Consider the following 17,496-nt stretch of genomic DNA (forward strand, 5'->3'; position numbering starts at 1 on the left):
CGTATGGAGGAATAAGAGCGGCTTTTCGCTCGGCAAACCATTCATTCCACTATCATGCGCTTATTCATCGTTCTTGTCGCGCTGTTATCAGCCACGCTTACCTACGCTCAGGATAATATCATCCTCCGAAACGGAGAAGAGATTCCGGCCCGAGTGCTTGAGGTAACCCAAGCAGAGCTTAAATACCGAAAAACGGCCAATCCGGATGGGCCAATCTACACATCGTCTCTGCGTGATGTCTTACTGATCAAATACGCCAACGGCACTAAAGACACTTTTGGCGCTGACCGGCCCACGCTGCGTAATCAGGCTGAACGACGCGAACGGCCAGCGCTGGAACCAATCGACAGACGGGCGCTACGCCCTGCGCCCGGGGTAGGTCTCAATGGACTACGTTACCGCCGGGGTTTATTCAGCCGGTATTATGTAGGCGGAAACGGAGAGCAAATTAGTCTATCAGCCGCCAACTCGCTGTTCTACAACGCACCCGAGGCGATGAACGCTTACGAAAGAGGTCGTTCGCTACGCACCTGGTCGACCATAACGGGTATATCGGCCGTGGCACTGGTTGGCGTGGGTGCAGGACTGGCCATTGGCAATGGCGGGCGCAGAGACCATCGTGACAATATGATGGGATTAAACGGGCCTTTCGGGCGTGGACAGCACATGGGCAGGGCAGGTGGTGCTCTGGCGGGCGGCGGTCTGCTACTCGGCTTAACCTCGCTCTGGCTTGATCATCGGGCTACCGTACAGTTTCGCCGGGCCGCCGACCGATTCAACAACCGGCAGCCAGCCTCACTTCGCTTCGCTCCCGGCCAAAACGGCGTCGGTGCTGTGCTAACCTATTAAGGTCGTTCTGCGGTGCAAATTGCTTTTGCGGTAGGCCCTTCAACAGGCTCGGCGCTCCCGGCTCAGGGTGACAGGCCTGCCGCAAAAACTACTTTCAACTACACAAACTTTCGCTTCAGCTCGAAGTTCTGGCCGAGGTACAGGCGACGTACCTGTTCATCACTGGCGAGTTCTTCAGCGGTGCCCTGCTTCAGGATTTTCCCCTCGAAGAGCAGATAGGCCCGGTCGGTGATCGACAGGGTTTCGTTTACGTTGTGGTCGGTAATCAGAATCCCGATGTTGCGGTGTTTCAGCGTAGCCACAATGCTCTGAATGTCCTCCACCGCAATGGGGTCAACCCCCGCAAAGGGTTCATCGAGCAGAATGAATTTTGGGTCAACAGCCAATGCGCGGGCGATCTCTGTCCGGCGGCGTTCACCACCCGACAGCACCTTACCCGGGTTTTTCCGCACATGGCCGAGGTTGAATTCCTCAATCAGGTCTTCGGTGCGCTGTCGCTGTTCGGCTTTGGGCTTGTTGGTCATTTCCAGCACCGCCAGAATATTTTCCTCTACCGTCAGGTCACGAAAAATAGACGCTTCCTGCGCTAAATAGCCCAGCCCGAGTCGCGCCCGTTTGTACATGGGCAGGTCAGTAATGTCCGTATCGTCGATGTAGACTTTACCACTATTGGGTTTCACCAGCCCTACGGCCATGTAGAACGACGTGGTTTTACCCGCCCCGTTTGGCCCCAGCAAGCCCACAATTTCGCCTTGTGCTACCTGATACGACACATCGCTGTTGACGAATCGGCTACCGTATTTCTTTACTAAATGTTCGGTTCTAAGGATCATACTTGAGTATGGGTGGATTATGGCACATGGACCAAAGAGATTCAATCACTTGAGATGGCCTTTTAGATTAAGCCCGATCACTCGGCTTGAATCCGCATAGACGAGCGCCAACCGCCGAATCGTGTACTACTTACTCCGCGATACGAATGTCTTTCAACATCAGCTGAATCGTCGACTGATCTCGGAAATGATTCATATCGATGGAATAGCAGATCGAGAAGGGTTCGTTGGCCTGCAAGTGGCTGGCCCACTCGGCCATGCCGAAACCAACGGCCACGAAGCTGCGGCCCGAACCCAGTTGCTTGCAGGTAAACTTGAGGTGCTTCTCTTTCATAATTGTCGGTTCACCTACCAGCACCACGTCCTCTGTACAGAAAACAGGCGCTAGGTTTCTCGGACCAAACGGCGACATCTGCTTCATAATCCGGTAAAACTTCGCGTCGATCTCACTAAAATCAAGCGGAATGTCAATATCGACTTTCGGAATCAGATCATCGGCCAGAATCCGGTCAGCTACCACCTTCTCGAACTTCTTCTGAAACGCCTCAATGTTTTCGACCGGCAGCGTTAGTCCGGCGGCAAATGTATGGCCACCAAACTGCTCGAGCAGGTCTGAACACGCCTCAATAGCTTCGTATACATCGAAGCCCGCCACCGACCGCGCCGACCCCGCCGCTTTGTTGTTCGACTGGGTCAGAATAATCGTGGGGCGGTAAAACCGCTCGATGCACCGCGACGCCACAATACCAATAACGCCTTTATTCCACGTTGCGTCGTACAGAACTGTCGATTTAGCGTTTTTTAACCATTCGTCGGCCTCGATCATCGCCAGCGCCTGCTCGGTCATGTCCTTGTCAAACTTCTGGCGGTCAGCGTTGTGTTTATTTAGCTCGTAAGCAAAGTCTTCGGCTTCATGATGGTGTTCAGCCAGTAGCAGGTCTACTGCCGCCCGCGCGTGCTTGATCCGCCCCGCCGCGTTGATGCGCGGCCCCAGCCCAAACACCACGTTTGTTACGTCGAGGTGCTTGGCGGGCGATGGGCAGAGTTCGTTTGGCGCTACAAAACCGGCAATTCGGAGCAGTGCGCACAGGCCGGTTCGCGGCGACGAGTTCAGCTGTTTCAGGCCGTAATAGGCCAGTGCCCGGTTTTCGCCCGTGACCGGCACAATGTCGCAGGAAATACTGACGGCCACCAGATCGAGGTACGGCCAGAGTGTGTCGGCCGGAATGCCCCGGACCATGCACAAAGCCTGCAACAGTTTGAAGCCCACGCCGCAACCCGTCAGCTCATCGTAGGGATAGCGGCAATCATCGCGTTTTGGGTCAAGCACGGCCACCGCAGTGGGAATCTCATCGCCGGGTCGGTGGTGATCGCAGATAATAAAATCGACACCCAGCGCAGTGGCTTCGGACACCCGATCGAGCGATTTGATGCCGCAGTCGAGGGCGATAATCAACGAGAAACCGTTTGCGGCCGCATAAGCAACGCCTGCCTTCGAAATGCCGTATCCTTCGGAATAACGGTCGGGAATGTAGTGGTCGAGCCGGTCGTAGATGGTACTCAGAAACCCGTACATGAGCGCCACCGATGTGGTGCCATCGACGTCATAATCACCGTACACCAAAATTTTTTCACCTTTCGCCATCGCCAGCGTTATTCTGTCGACGGCCCGGTCCATATCCTTCATCAGGAATGGATCGTGCAGATGGCCGAGTTCGGGGCGGAAAAACGTGCGGGCTTCTTCGTAGGTTGTCACCCCGCGTTGCACCAGCAACGTAGCCAGGAACGGACTGATGTTCAACGTCTGGACCAGCGACTCGATCGCCTCTGTCTGAGCGGGGGCATCGGGAAAAGGCTTGTAGAGCCAGCGTTTGGCAGCAGGTGAAGAACGAACAATCATACGGTCGGTTAGCAAAGCATCAGTACGCAAGTTAATTTCGTTTCAAAGAAAACAGTTTCGCTTATGCTCATTTTCCTGACACTGCTTCACTTCCTGACAACCCCTATTCTGACTCCCACGAGCAAAACCAAGTTCACCGTGGAGATACAAAACGTACAAACAGCCACGGGAACGGTTGAAATAGGTTTATACAAACCCTGCAGCGGGTTTCCCGATAAGTGTAAGCCGTACGAAACCAAGCAGGTAAAAGCAGCCAAAGGCAGTGTGCACGCTATTTTCGAAGTTGATCCGGGCGACTACGCCCTCGCGATTTACCACGACGTGAACAGCAATGGAAAAATTGATATGCGCTTTATGATTCCCCGCGAGCCTTACGGCTTCAGCAACAATATCCGTCCCCGTTTTTCGGCACCCAAGTTTCAGGAGTGCCGGGTGCAGATCGGGCATGAAGCGAAAAACGTGAGCATCCGCATTGAGTAATGACGCCTCGGAACGGAGCGCAAACAGGCTTCGGTACACAGCTATCCTCTACTTTATCCTACCACCGGCGCCTTGGCGCCGGGCTACAGGCTTATGAAACACCTCTTCTTCTTATTGACAACCTGGCTGTGGCAGACAGTCGTCTATGCACAATCAGATCAGCCGGAGGCAATCAGGCCCGGAGCCGACGTTTGTGCCGAAGGCAAGGTGCGGTATTTTGGTAAACTCTTCCAAACGGGTCAGGCGTCGGGTCGGCAAATGGCTCCTACCGTACAGGCCGTTGGCGACTCAACCATCGACATTACCTACTATGGGTTAGACGTACAGGTCACCACCGCGCCCAACTACCTACGCGGCGCAACCACCGTGGGCCTGAAAGCAAACGTACCCAGCCTGACCCAGTTTTACCTGGATTTCAACACCAGCATGAAGGTCGACTCGGTGCGGGCGGGCACGCAACGCCTGGCCTATACGCATCAGAGCAACCGGCTCACGATTACGCTGCCACAGGCCATTGCGCGGGGACAGGCGGACCGCGTTACGGTCTATTACCAAGGCCTGCCAACTACCCCAAACGCGGGGTTGACCGAGCAGGCGTTTGTGTTCAGCACCCACGAAACTACTTCCGACCCACTGATTTACACCCTTAGCGAGCCCTACGGCGCGTCTGACTGGTTTCCCTGCAAAGATACTCCCGCCGACAAAGCCGATTCCTCAGCGGTCAACATCACCATGGCTCCGTTCTTCGTGTCGGTGTCAAATGGCCTGCTGCAGGGGGTAACCACCAACGCCGACGGCACAAAAACGTACCGCTGGAAAAACAGCTACCCCATTGCCCAGTACCTGATCTCAATTGCCGCTTCGAACTACAGCCTCTACGACAACCCGTTCACGTATCAGGGCGTTACCATGCCGGTGTCGCACTACGTTTTCCCCGAAGATCTGACCAGCGTTAGAGCAGCCCTGACCGAGACCAACAACATGATTAAGGTCTTCTCTGACCTGTTTGGCACGTATCCGTTCATTCGCGAAAAATATGGCCACGCTCAGTTTCGCTGGGGAGGCGGCATGGAACACCAAACGGCTACCTCGATCATTAAGAGCGCCATGAACCGCGACGTAATTGCGCACGAGCTGATGCACCAGTGGTTTGGCGATAAGATCACTTGCCGCAACTGGCAGAACATCTGGCTCAACGAAGGATTTGCGTCGTATGGCGAGGCTATTTATCAGGAATCGATCAACGGAAACGCCACATACCGCAGCTACATGAACAACTTCATGACCCGGGCCCGGTCTGCTTCAGGTACGTTGTATGTGCAGAATGTAAACGACATCAACCAGATTTTCAGCAGTACGCGTAGCTACGCCAAGGGCGCAGTGGTGTTGCACATGCTACGCGGCGTTGTGGGCGACAGTACGTTTTTTAAAGGTATGCGCGCCTACGCGAGTTCACCCGTTGCCTATAGTACTGCCGTGACCGAAGATTTCCAGAAAGTGATGGAAACTACATCGGGCCGGAACTTGGGCTACTTCTTCCGCGAATGGGTCTACGGCGAAGGGTACCCCACCTACAGCTATTCGCTGAGCCCTGTTACCGGAACAAACCGGGCCGTTTTACAACTGCGTCAGACGGTGGGCTCTAACCCAACCTCGTTTACCATGCCGGTGCAGGTAACCCTTCAGTCAGCGGCGGGCGATAGTATTATTACTGTGTTCAACGACCAACCGGTTCAGTCCTTTACCGTCACGGGCCGGGGTGCAGTAACCAACGCAGTCATTGACCCAAACAACTGGATTCTGAAGGCGGCAACTGTACAGCGCATCGCCGTTGACCCAACGGTTCTGGCCACCGAGGAATCCCTGCAGCTACGCGTTTTCCCGAACCCAGGCAACGACTTGCTCACGGCCGAGTTTACGACCCAAACAGCGGGACCGCTTACTGTTTCGCTGGTCAATCTGTTTGGCCAGGCGGTATCTACGCAGACCGAACAGAATGTACCTGCAGGCAACCAGGTGCGCTCTGTTTCGCTGAAAGCCCTGCCAGCCGGTAGGTACGTACTCCGTCTGCAAACTGCTGATGGCGTAAAGAGCGCGGCGGTACTGGTAAAGTAACTTGTAACGCCGAAGCGCCAGCTTCGGTGACATAAATCTAGCCCTAACTATTGAAGCTGGAGCTTTAACACGACACATATGCGAATTCCCTTCGACCAGCTAAAAGCTGAATGTAAACGGGTACTTCTGTCTCTCTCGTTTGAAGAAGAAAAGGCCGACTTGTGCGCGCAAATCTTTGCCGAAAACAGTCGCGACGGTGTGGAGACCCACGGTCTCAACCGGTTTCCGGTTTTTGTCAAGTTTGTGAAGGAAGGGCTGATCAACCCCAACGCCGAACCCATTGTTACGGCAGGTCTGGGTGCCGTTGAACGTTGGGACGGTAATCTGGCTCCGGGCATGTACAACGCTTCGCTATGCATGAACAGAGCCATGAAACTGGCCGATGACAATGGCATTGGCTGCGTAGCCATCAAGAACACCAACCACTGGATGCGTGGCGGCACCTATGGCTGGCAAGCGGCCGACGCGGGCTACATCGGTATCTGTTTCACCAACACCATCGCCAATGTTCCCCCCTGGGGCGGCACCGAACCCAGGCTGGGCAACAACCCTTTTGTGATTGCCGTACCCCGAAAAGAAGGCAACATTGTGCTGGACATGGCCATGTCACAGTATTCGTACGGCAAAATTGGCCAGTACGCGGCCGACAAAAAGCAACTACCCATGCCCGGCGGCTACGACACAGCCGGTAACCTGACCACCGACCCGGAGGCCATTCGGGAAACACAGCGGGCCTTGCCAATCGGCTTCTGGAAAGGCGCGGGTCTGTCGATGATGCTCGATGTGCTGCTAACGGCCCTGACCGGGGGACAGTCGGTCGCCGATATTACTAATAGCGGCAACGAATCGGGTGTGTCGCAGTGTTTCATCTGCATCAAAAACCCACATATGCACGATTCGCTGATCGAGGAGCTCATCAATTTCACCAAAACCAGCGCGTTGGTCGACCCTGGAAATCCAATCAGGTACCCCGGCGAGAGCACGCTTGCTCACCGAAAGAAAAGTCTGGACATCGGCGTTCATGTAAATGAGCGTTTCTGGCAGGAGTTGCTGACCATGTAGCAATTGGCTGGTTCTACCAGTGATCAGTCAGTAGGAAAGCCACCACAGCCAGTTTACTGATTACGACGTACCTGCAGCAAACAATGACAATCCGTCTCTTTATATCATGAAACGAAGCATTCACTTTCTCCTTCCGCTTTTATTGCTGGCTCAACTAGCCGTTGGTCAGGACAAACTCGGTATTGTCGGGCATAACCACCTGGCGCTGCATGTGAAAGACATGGCCATCAGTACGGCGTTTTTTCGCGATGTAATGGGTTTGAAACCGATTCCGGTACCCGACAATCTGAAAGCCATCCGGTCGTGGTTCGACTTGGGCAATGGGCAGCAGATTCACCTCATGGCTGGCCGCACGGAGGAAATTATTCACGACAAAAACGCCAGCCATATTGCCCTCTTCGTCGACAACATCGAGAAGTCGGAGGCCTACTTAAAAGCGCATAATCTAACCTTTCACAAACAGACTCGTTTTGATGGGGTAGTACAGCTCTATTTCTCTGATCCTGACGGGTATCTGTGGGAATTGAACCAGGGAAAAGTCGTCACAAAAGCGTACTAAGGACTCACTAGTCGCTAAAAAGGGCGGACCATTGCCTAAGTATCACCCAAGTATCACCTGGGGTGGTTAACATTGTGTGTCAACGCGGGTTTTTGTTGTACACGCCGCCGGTAGGCCGTTTGTCAATCAATACGTTTCCAGGTCTAATTGCTAACTCTACGAGCGTCTGCCTCGCTTCGGTTAGCCGTGTGCCCTGCCCGAACGAGTTTGGCCCTTTGTTAACCGTTTCCGTCGCTTTCTCATGAAACTTAGTGACTACTCTGCGTCTTCAACAGGCGTATCAACAAATGAACAAATGTCGAATACATCATCGATTAATAATCTGGTGGCTGCGACAGACCTGAGTAAAGCCAATAAATCAGCCTTCGTATCGGACGTAGCCGGTAAGCAGACGGCATTGCCTGAGCATCTTATTTGCTTTTCGCACCTACGCTGGAACTTCGTTTACCAGCGCCCTCAACACCTGTTGAGCCGGGCGAGCGAGCAGTTAACGGTTTGGTTTCTGGAAGAGCCGATCTGGGGGTCCGATCTGCGGATCGAGGTACGTTCGGAAGGTGACAACCTCAATATTGTAGTGCCACATATTCCCCACGGAACACCCCATGAGGAGGTACTGGCCTATCAGCGGCGAATGGTCGATCAATTGATCGAATCAGAACGTATAACTAATTACGTTGCCTGGTACTACACTCCTATGGCTTTGCTGTTCAGCGACCACCTGACGCCCGACCGTACAGTTTATGACTGTATGGATGAGCTATCAGCCTTCTTGGGTGCGCCACGGCAATTGCTTGAGCTTGAAACAAAACTGATGGGCCGGGCCGACCAGGTGTTCACCGGCGGTTATAGCCTCTACGAAGCGAAACGGACACGCCATGCACACGCTCATGCGTTTCCAAGCAGCATCGATTTTGCTCACTTCTCGAAAGCCCGCCGCAGTCAGACAGACCCGGCCGATCAGGCACAGATTTCGCAACCGCGTATCGGTTTCTCCGGCGTGATTGATGAGCGGTTCGACGTTGATTTGCTTCGCGATCTGGCGCAACGCCGCCCTGACTGGCAGTTTGTTATTATTGGTCCCATCGTGAAGATCGACCCGGCTACGTTGCCCCATACGTCAAACGTTCATTACCTGGGCATGAAATCGTATAAGGAACTGCCTGCTTATTTCAGCGGCTGGGACGTAGCGATGTTGCCCTTCGCCCTGAACGATTCAACAAAATTCATTAGTCCAACCAAAACGCCCGAATACCTGGCTGCTGGTTTGCCTACCGTATCTACGCCAATCCGTGATGTGGTACGTACCTATGGCGAAATGGGCTTTACACAGATTGCATCGACTGCCGCTGAGTTTGAAGCAGCCATCGAGAAAGCACTCGCGCATGAGCATCCAAAAAATTGGGAAGCCGTTGACAAATTCCTCAACGAAAACTCGTGGGACAAGACCTGGCAAGACATGAGTGCATGCATTACTGTTGAGAAATAAGCGACAAGCATCGCGAACCAAGAGAGGCTCCGCTAATTCACCATTTGTGAATTAGCGGAGCCTCTCTTGGTTAACAACTCTTTATTCCTTCGGAACAACCAGCACTACATCCTCTTTTTCGACCACGACCTGGCCCTCAGCCAGGCCTTTTGGTTTACGGACGAATTTCTTGGGAGTTACAATCACCGGGCACAAGCTATCGGTTCGGCGTTTCGAGTACCAGGCGGCCAGTTCAGCCGCACGTTCGATCACTGTTTTCGGAAACGGCTTGCCCGCCTTGTATTTCACCACCACGTGCGACCCACTAACATCGCGGGCGTGGAGCCACAGGTCATCTTTATAGGCATATCGCTGGGTAAGCAGATCGTTGTTTTTGGCATTACGCCCAATCCGGATTACGAAACCTTCGTAAACAACTTCCTTGAACAATTCGGCGGGGTCAGTGCTGGCGGGGGCATCGCCCAATAGGCCATGCTGTTTCACGTATTTCCGTAGCTCCTTCAGCGAGACCATCAGTTCAATAGCCGCCCGGTGCGCCTGTAGCTGTTCGATTTCGCCTTCCCGGTATTCGATCTGCTGGGTCAGGTGCTCGCTTTCGATCTTTTCGTTTTTCGCTTTGCGGTAATACCCCTCCGCGTTGCGTTGCGGGGTCTGGTCAACCTTTAGCCGGATAGTGACGGGCCGGTTGTCGCGGTAAAAATCTTCGACAATAATCGTCTCCGGCGAGCGGCCTCCGGGCAATACAGGTACGTTGTGCAGATTGGCCATCAGCAGGTTGCCCAACTCTTCGTGACTTGGCCCATCGTCGCGGCTGATGAGGCGCTGCAGGTTGGCATCCATCAGCGCACGCGCCCGTTTCAATCGCTTGTCGATCAGGCGCAAGACTTCGGCTCGCTCCCGCTCAACAACGTTCTGCCCGTTGTAGGAAACAAAAAAACCGTTTGTTGCCTCGATCGGGTCGGCCCAGGTACGTATCGGCTCGGCAATGGGCACGAGTGACAACGCCGGCCGGTGCTCGAACTGCACCAGTGAATAAACGGGCTGATCAAGCTCACGCAGTATATCCTGTAACAACGCCCAGGTAACGCCTGAACCAGCCTCCTGCGCCCGCTTCTCGACGTAGGCTCGTACTACTTTGCCGAATGTGGGAAACAGCTTCCGGTAGTCGCCCCCCGCCACCGTAAAGGCCGCTTCGCTCTGATCGATTGGCCGGTCAATGCTGTCGAGCGTCAGGTTTTTGTCGGCGACGAGTTTGCTATTGAACAGGTCCTCGACTTCGTTTCCGTTGAAAATAAGCAGGTTTGGCCGGTTACCGAAGAATTTAAACAGCAAGGTGTAGCCATCGGCCAGGTCAATAGCCAGACAGCGTTCATTCAGAAACGAACGCACCCCAAGCACCGCTTTGCCGGGTGTTTCCATGCCGGGCCGGTCGGGGTCGTCGCCGCCTTCGTTGCCTGTCAGGTTATTGAACAGATCAACGCTATTGGTACGGGCACGCCGTACATCGTCAGAGATGAGCAAGCCCGAAAAGTCGGGACGGAGTGTAGCTTTGACAAAAACCGGCTTATAGTAATTGGCTTTCCCCCGCGCCTGTGCAAACGCCAGAATCACTTCGTCGCGATCCTGACTGAAGCATTCCATGAAATAGAGCCCCTGCAAGCGGGCCTGAAGCACGGGAGCCAGTTGGCGCAAAAAATAGTAATTGGTGTGCATGCGTTGGGTGAACCAGTGAATCGTCAAAGGTAAACAACCCACCGGGGATAGGGGTTATTCATTATATACGAACAACGTTATGAGCAAGCAATCAACCCAACCAACCGTTCGCGAAACCGCCGACGATACCAAGAAGCACGAACTGAATACCAATCTTCCCGACGAAGCACAAGGCAAGACGTCGCGGGGTGTTCACAAAACAAAACAAAGCACGGAAGACGACCACTCGCCAGAAGGCCGGCAGCAAACACCGGGTGGTAAGACCAAAACCGAATTGGCTGATGAACGTGGCCCGAAAGGAAACGGTAACAAGTAACCAGTAAATAAAGAGTCTATTAAACGCAGCGGAGACAGAGCAAATTTAAACTTGCTCTGTCTCCGCTGCGTTTAATAGACTCTTTATTTACTTCACCAGCGCACCGTTCTCACCTACGAATCGTTCAAAGAACTCGTAGATACGGAGCAGGCGGTCGATGCGCTGACGAACGTTACCGGTACGGCTCAGTTCGTGGGTAGCACCGGGCATACGCACATACTCGACCGGGCGACCCAGCACTTTCAGACTCTTGTACATCATTTCTGACTGGATAATACCCGTGCGCAGGTCATTTTCGCCATGCTTGATGAGCAAGGGCGTTTTGATGTTCTGCACAAATGAATAGGGCGAATTGGCGTCCAGAATAGCCTGTGTACCGGGCTCCCAAGGCAGGCCAAAGTAGTTAGGCACCAGGCCCCAGGCGTTGCCTTCGCCCATAAACGTGGTGAGGTCATACACGCCCCGCTGCGCAAACGCCGCCTTGAACCGGTTATCATGCGCCACAATCCAGGCGGTGAGGTAGCCCGCATACGAACCACCCGTAATAACCTGCCGCGTGGTATCGACCCACGGCTCGCGGGCGGCAGCGGTAGCCGCAGCCAGTACATCTTCGGCCGGGCCGGTGCCCCAATCGCGGTAGTTGGCCGCCTGAAAGGCCTGTCCGTAACCGCCCGACCCGCGTGGGTTGGCATACACTACGCCATAGCCCTGCGCACAGAGGTATTGTAGTTCGTGCCACATCGAGGGTTCGCCGGGGCCCCACATAGCCGTTGGTCCGCCGTGCATGTTGAGCACCAGTGGGTACGTTTTACCCGCTGCAAAATTGGCGGGTTTCATGATCCAGTAATCGACAGCCTGCCCTTTCGAGTTTATGTAAACCGCTTTTTTAGGATAGCTCAGTGTTTTTCCGGCCAGCCAGTCGGCATTGGGTGATGCGATCTTTCTGGACGACGTAGCATCAGGCGAGGCAGTGTACAGGGCCGATGGGTCAGCTACTTCCGTTTTGGCGAAGACCAATTCAGTACCGTTTACGTCGAAGCTCGTCACGCCCGATTCAGGCGTAGTGAGGCGGTCGATGGCGTTGGTGCGGGTATTGAGCCGGAAGAGCGGAATGCCCCCGTCGGCGCTGGCGGTGAAGTATACGACCAGTTCACCCGCTGACGACGTGGGTGCTTTTTTAGCGCCACGTGCCGCTTTGGCCTCAGGTACGTTGGCCCAGACCAGGTTACCAGCTGCCCGGTCGAACGCGATCTGTTTTGCGTTGCTGACCGTTGTTCCGTTCAGGTCGGCCAAGGCCAGGCTTGAGAAACCAACGCCCCGCGAATTACCGACCAGATAGGCCAGCTTTTGCCCATTGGGCGATGGATTTGGAGCACCAAACGACTTACCGGCTTCGCTCAGGACCGGCGTTACTAGACCCGGCACGTCGGTCGAAACAGCTACGATGGCATTATCGACCTCGCGGTCGGGGTGATTGGCCGGGTCGCGATCGGTTACGGCCAGTACCGCCTGCCCGTTTGGCAACCAAACCGCCGCCTGATACGACGCAAACCCACGCGTGATGGCCTTTGGTACAGCACCTTCGCGCACCTCGATCACGTACAGGTGGGCAAAGCTCATTACCGGCTCAGTAGTTGATTCACCCTGAAAATTCAGGCGGGTAATTACTTTTGCTTTGTTGTCGGCAACGTCTTTAGCCAGGTACGCTCTGATTTCGGCCAGCGACCCGTCGGGATTGGCTTTGGGCGCGTCTTTTTTGGGCAGCAGATCGGCCGTTGTCATCCCTGGTTTTTCGAGCGACCAGAGCGGCCCGCCCCGACCCGGATTCAGGGTAGTGTCGGCCATAAGCTCGGTAAACGATACGGAACTGCTAAACAGAATACGTTTGCCATCCGGCGAAAACACCGGGCTACCAGCTCCGTAGGCAAGCGAAGTTAGCTGATAGGCCTCCCCCCCACTGACGGGCATCACAAACACCTGCGATTTGCCCCTTACACTCCGAACGAAGGCAATCTGCTTACCATCGGGCGACCATACGGGCTGCCGCGCGCTTTCGGCACCACGGGTCAGGGCTTTGCTGTCGCCGGGTTGGCCGTTAGTCAGGTAAATGTGCGTGCGGTAGTCGTACTCGAGTGGTTGATCGGGAGTCGGCTCGGTCGTCGTGAGCGTGTAGAGTGCCTGTAGCTGACTCGGTGCGCTTTTTGGCGAGAGCTGTATCCCCCCAACCTGCTTGATGCGGGTCAGGTCGCTAACCAGTACTTTGGCGTTTGTCTGGGCAACGGCACAGGTCGCCCAGACTAAAACTAGTGGAATCAGGAGGAGTTGACGGTGTTGCATGCCCGCAAGATAGGCAAGAAACCTACCGTAGCGGTTGCAGGTCGGGGTTGCTGATAAACGAATAGTCGGTCAGCGTAAAGAGAAACGTGATGATATCGTTTTGCTCTTGCTGGGTCATTGGAATACCCAATTGGCCGTTTTGTTTTAGTAGCGGATCGAGTTGCGGCGAATCCTGCACCCCGGTCGCATAGTGGCGCAGCACCTGTTGCAGCGTGCTGAACCGACCGTCGTGCATGTAGGGCGGCGTAAACTCGACGTTGCGCAGGCTCGGTACCCGGAATTTGTACTTGTCAGCGGTCTGACCCGTAATGGCACCCCGCCCCTGATCGTCGACGCTAACCATCGTGCTTTTGCCCAGCCCGTTGTTGCGGAAGCTCTTATCGGTGAAAAACGGTTCTTTATGGCAACTGGCACACTTAGCCTGAAACAGGACCAGACCACGTTGGGCGGCATCGGGCAGCGCAGCATTGGCCTCTTTCCGGACAAACTTATCGTAACCCGAATTGGCCGACACCATCGTGAGCATGAACTGCGCTAATGATTTCAGAAAGCGCTCCGACGTGATGGAGTCAGTTCCATAAGCGGCTTTGAACAAGGGGCGGTAGCGGCCGCTGGTACGCACTTTTACCAGCACATTAGCCAGGGAATCGCCCATTTCGATGGGATTCTGGATGGGCGCAACGGGCAGGCCATTCAGGTCCGGGATACTACCATCCCAGAAGAAATTGGTGCGCCAGGCCATATTGAAAATGCCGGGTACGTTGCGGAAGCCAACCTGATTGCGGATACCGTGGCTAACGGGGTGGTCAGTGTGCGAAAAGGCCGTTGCGGGCGAGTGGCAAAACGCGCAGTTGATGGTGCCGTCTTTCGACAGCGTGGCGTCATAGAAGAGCGTTCGGCCCAAGGCTACCCCTTCTTTCGTCAGAGGATTAGCGGCGAAATCGTAATTCGGCTCGGGAAAGTTGGCGGGGGTTGTCCAAACGTAGGGTGTGCTACCAGACGTAGTAGGCGGCGGATCGGGCGTTACATCACCACTGCTACCGCCTTTCGGACCGCACGAAGCCACCCAGCCCCAAACGGCCAGACTGAACAGAACAGCACAGAATCGAATAGAGGTCAAAATAGTAGTCAGCGGGTTGTTTTTAGGCGAGTAAACAGAAATGTATAGCCTACTAGTCAGTTAATATGCCTGCCAAATTAACGCTGTAACAGGCGAACATGTTGTCTGACATTCCTGGTTTCCGGCTCGATCGGAGGGGTTTATCCGTGACCAACTATTTACTGAACGGCAGGTAACATACCTCAAAGAGGGCATTGACAATCAACGACTTTTGACGAAACTTGCAGTAGTAATTTTATCTATCCACATTATATATTATAACATCATGAACGCGAATTCTTTCGCTTCGGTTTGCTCAGGCATTGCCCCCGAAGCGCTTACCCGCCTGTTTGATTTATCAGACGTTACCCTCCCATTTTGGGGCTACCGCAAGGCCATGCCCATGCATAAGATTGTGCGCCTTGAAGGAGAAGGAAATTACACCGTGTTTCACTTCAGCGACGGCACCCGGCTGATGGTTTCGCTCACGTTGAAGAAGTTATCAGACCGGCTGGCACCGGGCGTGTTTGCGCGTCCTCACAAGAAGAATATTGTAAATATGCTGTATTTGGAGGAAGCGCACCCCAACCCACATCAGCTCACCGTGCAGTTAACCAATGGCGACCGCATCGACGTGTCGCGCCGTAAAGCCAGCTGCTTCTTCCGCCAGCTTCAGGGCTTTCAGCAGAAAGTCCAGGAATTGGCTTAACAACTAAGTGTCAAGTGGCGCTGCTCATCTACCGAATGTAGAAGTAGCAGCGCCACCTGATACTTGAGACCTGAAACGTGAACCTTATTTAAGCTTCGCTACTTCTTCGTCGCGAAGCGGACGGCGGAGAATTTTACCCACATTTGATTTGGGTAATTCGGTACGGAATTCTATTTGCTTCGGTACCTTATAGCCCGTCAGGTTCTCCTTACAATACGTCGTGATCTGGTCTTCAGTCAGGTTTTGGTCTTTCTTTACCACAAACACTTTCACGATCTCACCCGACTTGGTGCTTGGCACGCCAATGCAGGCTACTTCAAGCACACCGGGGCACTGCGATACCACTTCTTCAATCTCATTGGGGTACACATTGAAGCCCGATACCAAAATCATGTCTTTCTTCCGGTCCACGATTTTGAAGAAACCGTCTTCATTGACCACACCGATATCGCCGGTCTTGAACCATTCTCCTTCCATCACATTGGCCGTTTCTTCTGGACGGTTGTAGTATCCCTGAAATACCTGTGGGCCGCGCGCCCAGATCTCGCCCGGTTGCCCCTGTGGAGCTTCGGTGCCGTCTTCCAGCATACACTTCATATCGGTACTTGGCCAGGGCACCCCGATTGTGCCAACCCGCGACGTACCATCCACCGGATTTGAGCACAGAACGGGCGATGTCTCAGAGAGGCCGTACCCTTCGGCCGGGATACAGCCGGTCATTTTCTGCCAGCGATCGGCCACGGATGTTTGCAGCGCCATACCGCCGGCCGACGTTACGCGCAGGTGACTCCAATCTACTTCGTTGATGCGCGGATGGTTGAGCAATCCATTGTATAATGTGTTCAAACCCGTGAAGGCCGTGATCTTGTACTTCTTCAGATCGTCGATAAAGGCGTTCAGATCGCGCGGGTTTGTGATAAGCAGGTTCATATCCCCACTTTTCAGGGCCGCCATGGCGTTGGTTGTCAGGGCATACACGTGGTAGAGTGGCAACGCCGCTACGATGATCCCCTGCCCTTCCGGAATGCCTGCTGGTGCCATCCAAACATATTGACCCTCCACATTCGACAGAATATTGCGGTGCGACAGTACGGCGCCCTTCGATACACCGGTGGTACCGCCTGTATACTGAATAAATGCCCGGTCGGCCCCTTTGATGGCTACCGGTGTCATAGGCTGGCGATTACCCCGACTCAGTGCTTCGTTGAACGAGATCGCATTCGGCAGGTTGTAAGCCGGCACCATCTTCTTCACGTATTTTACCACCGCGTTTACAAGCTGCTTTTTGGGAAAGCCCAGCCGATCACCCACTTCAGTGACAATTACGTGCTTAATATCGGTCTGGTCGATGATCTTCTCCAGGTTAGCCGCGAAGTTGGCCATGATCACGATGGCTTTGGCACCGGAGTCTTTAAACTGGTGCTGCATCTCACGGGGCGTATACAATGGATTTGTGTTTACGACCGTCATGCCCGCCCGTAGAATACCAAACATGGCAATCGGGTATTGCAACAGGTTAGGCATCTGAATCACCACCTGATCGCCGGGTTCAAGCCCCAGATCATGTTGCAAAAATGAAGCGAATTGCTTCGATTGCTCATCCAGTTCCCGATACGTGATTTGCTTGCCCATGCAGGCGTAGGCAGGACGGTCGGCAAACCGGCGGCAGCCATCTTCAATCAACGCGGCGAGTGATGGGTACGTGTCTGGATTGATTTCGGCAGGTACACCTTTTGGATAAAATTTAGTCCAGGGGTGGGTGTTAGTCGTTGATTCCATGGTAGGTCATGCACGTAACAATGCGCGCGGCGGTTTACGAGATTGTAAGTTATATAGCAAAAATACGATTTAAGCCAGAATGGTTTTCGTTCCTGCTGAAAAAGACCCCGACGCCGACTGACTGCACCAATTCGGTTAAGAGTAACTTCTGCCCTCGACCAACCAGTAGGTGGTATTGGCACTTTTTGGGACCAATCCTTATATTCGTGTTGTATTATAGCGAACGGGGGTGGAACAAACGTACCGAAAAATCATACAC

General features: G+C 54.1%; 14 protein-coding genes. 8 read left to right on the forward strand and 6 right to left on the reverse strand.

What is annotated here, in order from left to right:
• The first annotated feature begins 54 nt into the window (after positions 1-54).
• On the forward strand, positions 55-849 hold the full coding sequence (locus F7231_RS08870; protein ID WP_166691659.1) for a hypothetical protein: 795 nt from the start codon (positions 55-57) through the stop codon (positions 847-849).
• Between the two features lie 98 nt (positions 850-947).
• On the opposite strand, the gene lptB is transcribed toward F7231_RS08870, so the two are convergent.
• On the reverse strand, positions 948-1,682 hold the full coding sequence (gene lptB / locus F7231_RS08875) for an LPS export ABC transporter ATP-binding protein (RefSeq protein WP_085410712.1): 735 nt from the start codon (positions 1,680-1,682) through the stop codon (positions 948-950).
• A 130-nt stretch (positions 1,683-1,812) separates the two neighbouring features.
• Positions 1,813-3,582 (reverse strand): single-stranded-DNA-specific exonuclease RecJ, encoded by a 1,770-nt coding sequence (gene recJ / locus F7231_RS08880; protein WP_166691660.1) that lies wholly within the window; start codon positions 3,580-3,582, stop codon positions 1,813-1,815.
• A 63-nt stretch (positions 3,583-3,645) separates the two neighbouring features.
• Between recJ and F7231_RS08885 the strand changes: the two genes are divergently transcribed.
• The 5 genes from F7231_RS08885 to F7231_RS08905 all read left to right on the forward strand — a co-directional run bounded on the left by F7231_RS08885 (position 3,646) and on the right by F7231_RS08905 (position 9,284).
• The gene (locus F7231_RS08885) at positions 3,646-4,062 is read left to right on the forward strand and encodes a DUF2141 domain-containing protein (protein ID WP_085410714.1); all 417 of its coding nucleotides are present in this window, start codon (positions 3,646-3,648) and stop codon (positions 4,060-4,062) included.
• Positions 4,063-4,155: 93 nt separating this feature from the next.
• Positions 4,156-6,177: a M1 family aminopeptidase gene (locus tag F7231_RS08890; protein ID WP_166691661.1), complete on the forward strand. Its 2,022-nt coding sequence runs from the start codon at positions 4,156-4,158 to the stop codon at positions 6,175-6,177.
• Between the two features lie 78 nt (positions 6,178-6,255).
• Positions 6,256-7,239 (forward strand): 3-dehydro-L-gulonate 2-dehydrogenase, encoded by a 984-nt coding sequence (gene yiaK, locus F7231_RS08895; protein WP_166691662.1) that lies wholly within the window; start codon positions 6,256-6,258, stop codon positions 7,237-7,239.
• A gap of 106 nt (positions 7,240-7,345) precedes the next feature.
• Positions 7,346-7,798 (forward strand): VOC family protein, encoded by a 453-nt coding sequence (locus F7231_RS08900; RefSeq protein WP_166691663.1) that lies wholly within the window; start codon positions 7,346-7,348, stop codon positions 7,796-7,798.
• Positions 7,799-8,093: 295 nt separating this feature from the next.
• Positions 8,094-9,284, forward strand: coding sequence for a glycosyltransferase family 1 protein (locus F7231_RS08905; RefSeq protein ID WP_229369750.1), 1,191 nt, complete (start codon positions 8,094-8,096; stop codon positions 9,282-9,284).
• Positions 9,285-9,365: 81 nt separating this feature from the next.
• Here F7231_RS08905 and F7231_RS08910 read toward each other — a convergent pair whose 3' ends face one another.
• Positions 9,366-10,997, reverse strand: a complete 1,632-nt coding sequence (locus F7231_RS08910) for an NFACT RNA binding domain-containing protein (RefSeq protein ID WP_166691665.1) — start codon at positions 10,995-10,997, stop codon at positions 9,366-9,368.
• A gap of 79 nt (positions 10,998-11,076) precedes the next feature.
• Here F7231_RS08910 and F7231_RS08915 point away from each other — a divergent pair, with 79 nt between their 5' ends.
• A complete protein-coding gene (locus F7231_RS08915; RefSeq protein WP_166691666.1) occupies positions 11,077-11,313 on the forward strand; it encodes a hypothetical protein in 237 nt (78 codons plus the stop codon).
• An 87-nt stretch (positions 11,314-11,400) separates the two neighbouring features.
• Here the strand turns inward: F7231_RS08915 and F7231_RS08920 are convergent, their stop codons facing one another.
• Together F7231_RS08920 and F7231_RS08925 are read right to left on the reverse strand one after the other, a co-directional pair.
• Positions 11,401-13,650, reverse strand: a complete 2,250-nt coding sequence (locus F7231_RS08920) for a S9 family peptidase (RefSeq protein ID WP_166691667.1) — start codon at positions 13,648-13,650, stop codon at positions 11,401-11,403.
• A 22-nt stretch (positions 13,651-13,672) separates the two neighbouring features.
• Positions 13,673-14,770, reverse strand: coding sequence for a cytochrome-c peroxidase (locus F7231_RS08925; protein WP_166691668.1), 1,098 nt, complete (start codon positions 14,768-14,770; stop codon positions 13,673-13,675).
• Between the two features lie 265 nt (positions 14,771-15,035).
• Between F7231_RS08925 and F7231_RS08930 the strand changes: the two genes are divergently transcribed.
• The gene (locus F7231_RS08930; protein WP_085410723.1) at positions 15,036-15,458 is read left to right on the forward strand and encodes a LytR/AlgR family response regulator transcription factor; all 423 of its coding nucleotides are present in this window, start codon (positions 15,036-15,038) and stop codon (positions 15,456-15,458) included.
• Positions 15,459-15,542: 84 nt separating this feature from the next.
• On the opposite strand, the gene F7231_RS08935 is transcribed toward F7231_RS08930, so the two are convergent.
• Entirely contained in the window at positions 15,543-17,237 is a 1,695-nt protein-coding gene (locus F7231_RS08935; RefSeq protein ID WP_166691669.1) for an AMP-binding protein, read from the reverse strand.
• Positions 17,238-17,496: the final 259 nt, after the last annotated feature.

Source organism: Fibrivirga algicola, from assembly GCF_011742925.1.
GTDB classification, from domain to species: domain Bacteria; phylum Bacteroidota; class Bacteroidia; order Cytophagales; family Spirosomataceae; genus Fibrella; species Fibrella algicola.

Bases quoted from the DNA above. Each gene is read 5' to 3' on its own strand.
- yiaK (WP_166691662.1), top strand. From the start codon at position 6,256: ATGCGAATTCCCTTCGACCAGCTAAAAGCTGAATGTAAACGGGTACTT.
- F7231_RS08900 (WP_166691663.1), top strand. From the start codon at position 7,346: ATGAAACGAAGCATTCACTTTCTCCTTCCGCTTTTATTGCTGGCTCAA.
- lptB (WP_085410712.1), bottom strand. From the start codon at position 1,682: ATGATCCTTAGAACCGAACATTTAGTAAAGAAATACGGTAGCCGATTC.
- F7231_RS08885 (WP_085410714.1), top strand. From the start codon at position 3,646: ATGCTCATTTTCCTGACACTGCTTCACTTCCTGACAACCCCTATTCTG.
- F7231_RS08930 (WP_085410723.1), top strand. From the start codon at position 15,036: ATGAACGCGAATTCTTTCGCTTCGGTTTGCTCAGGCATTGCCCCCGAA.
- recJ (WP_166691660.1), bottom strand. From the start codon at position 3,582: ATGATTGTTCGTTCTTCACCTGCTGCCAAACGCTGGCTCTACAAGCCT.
- F7231_RS08890 (WP_166691661.1), top strand. From the start codon at position 4,156: ATGAAACACCTCTTCTTCTTATTGACAACCTGGCTGTGGCAGACAGTC.
- F7231_RS08905 (WP_229369750.1), top strand. From the start codon at position 8,094: ATGTCGAATACATCATCGATTAATAATCTGGTGGCTGCGACAGACCTG.
- F7231_RS08920 (WP_166691667.1), bottom strand. From the start codon at position 13,650: ATGCAACACCGTCAACTCCTCCTGATTCCACTAGTTTTAGTCTGGGCG.
- F7231_RS08910 (WP_166691665.1), bottom strand. From the start codon at position 10,997: ATGCACACCAATTACTATTTTTTGCGCCAACTGGCTCCCGTGCTTCAG.
- F7231_RS08935 (WP_166691669.1), bottom strand. From the start codon at position 17,237: ATGGAATCAACGACTAACACCCACCCCTGGACTAAATTTTATCCAAAA.
- F7231_RS08915 (WP_166691666.1), top strand. From the start codon at position 11,077: ATGAGCAAGCAATCAACCCAACCAACCGTTCGCGAAACCGCCGACGAT.
- F7231_RS08870 (WP_166691659.1), top strand. From the start codon at position 55: ATGCGCTTATTCATCGTTCTTGTCGCGCTGTTATCAGCCACGCTTACC.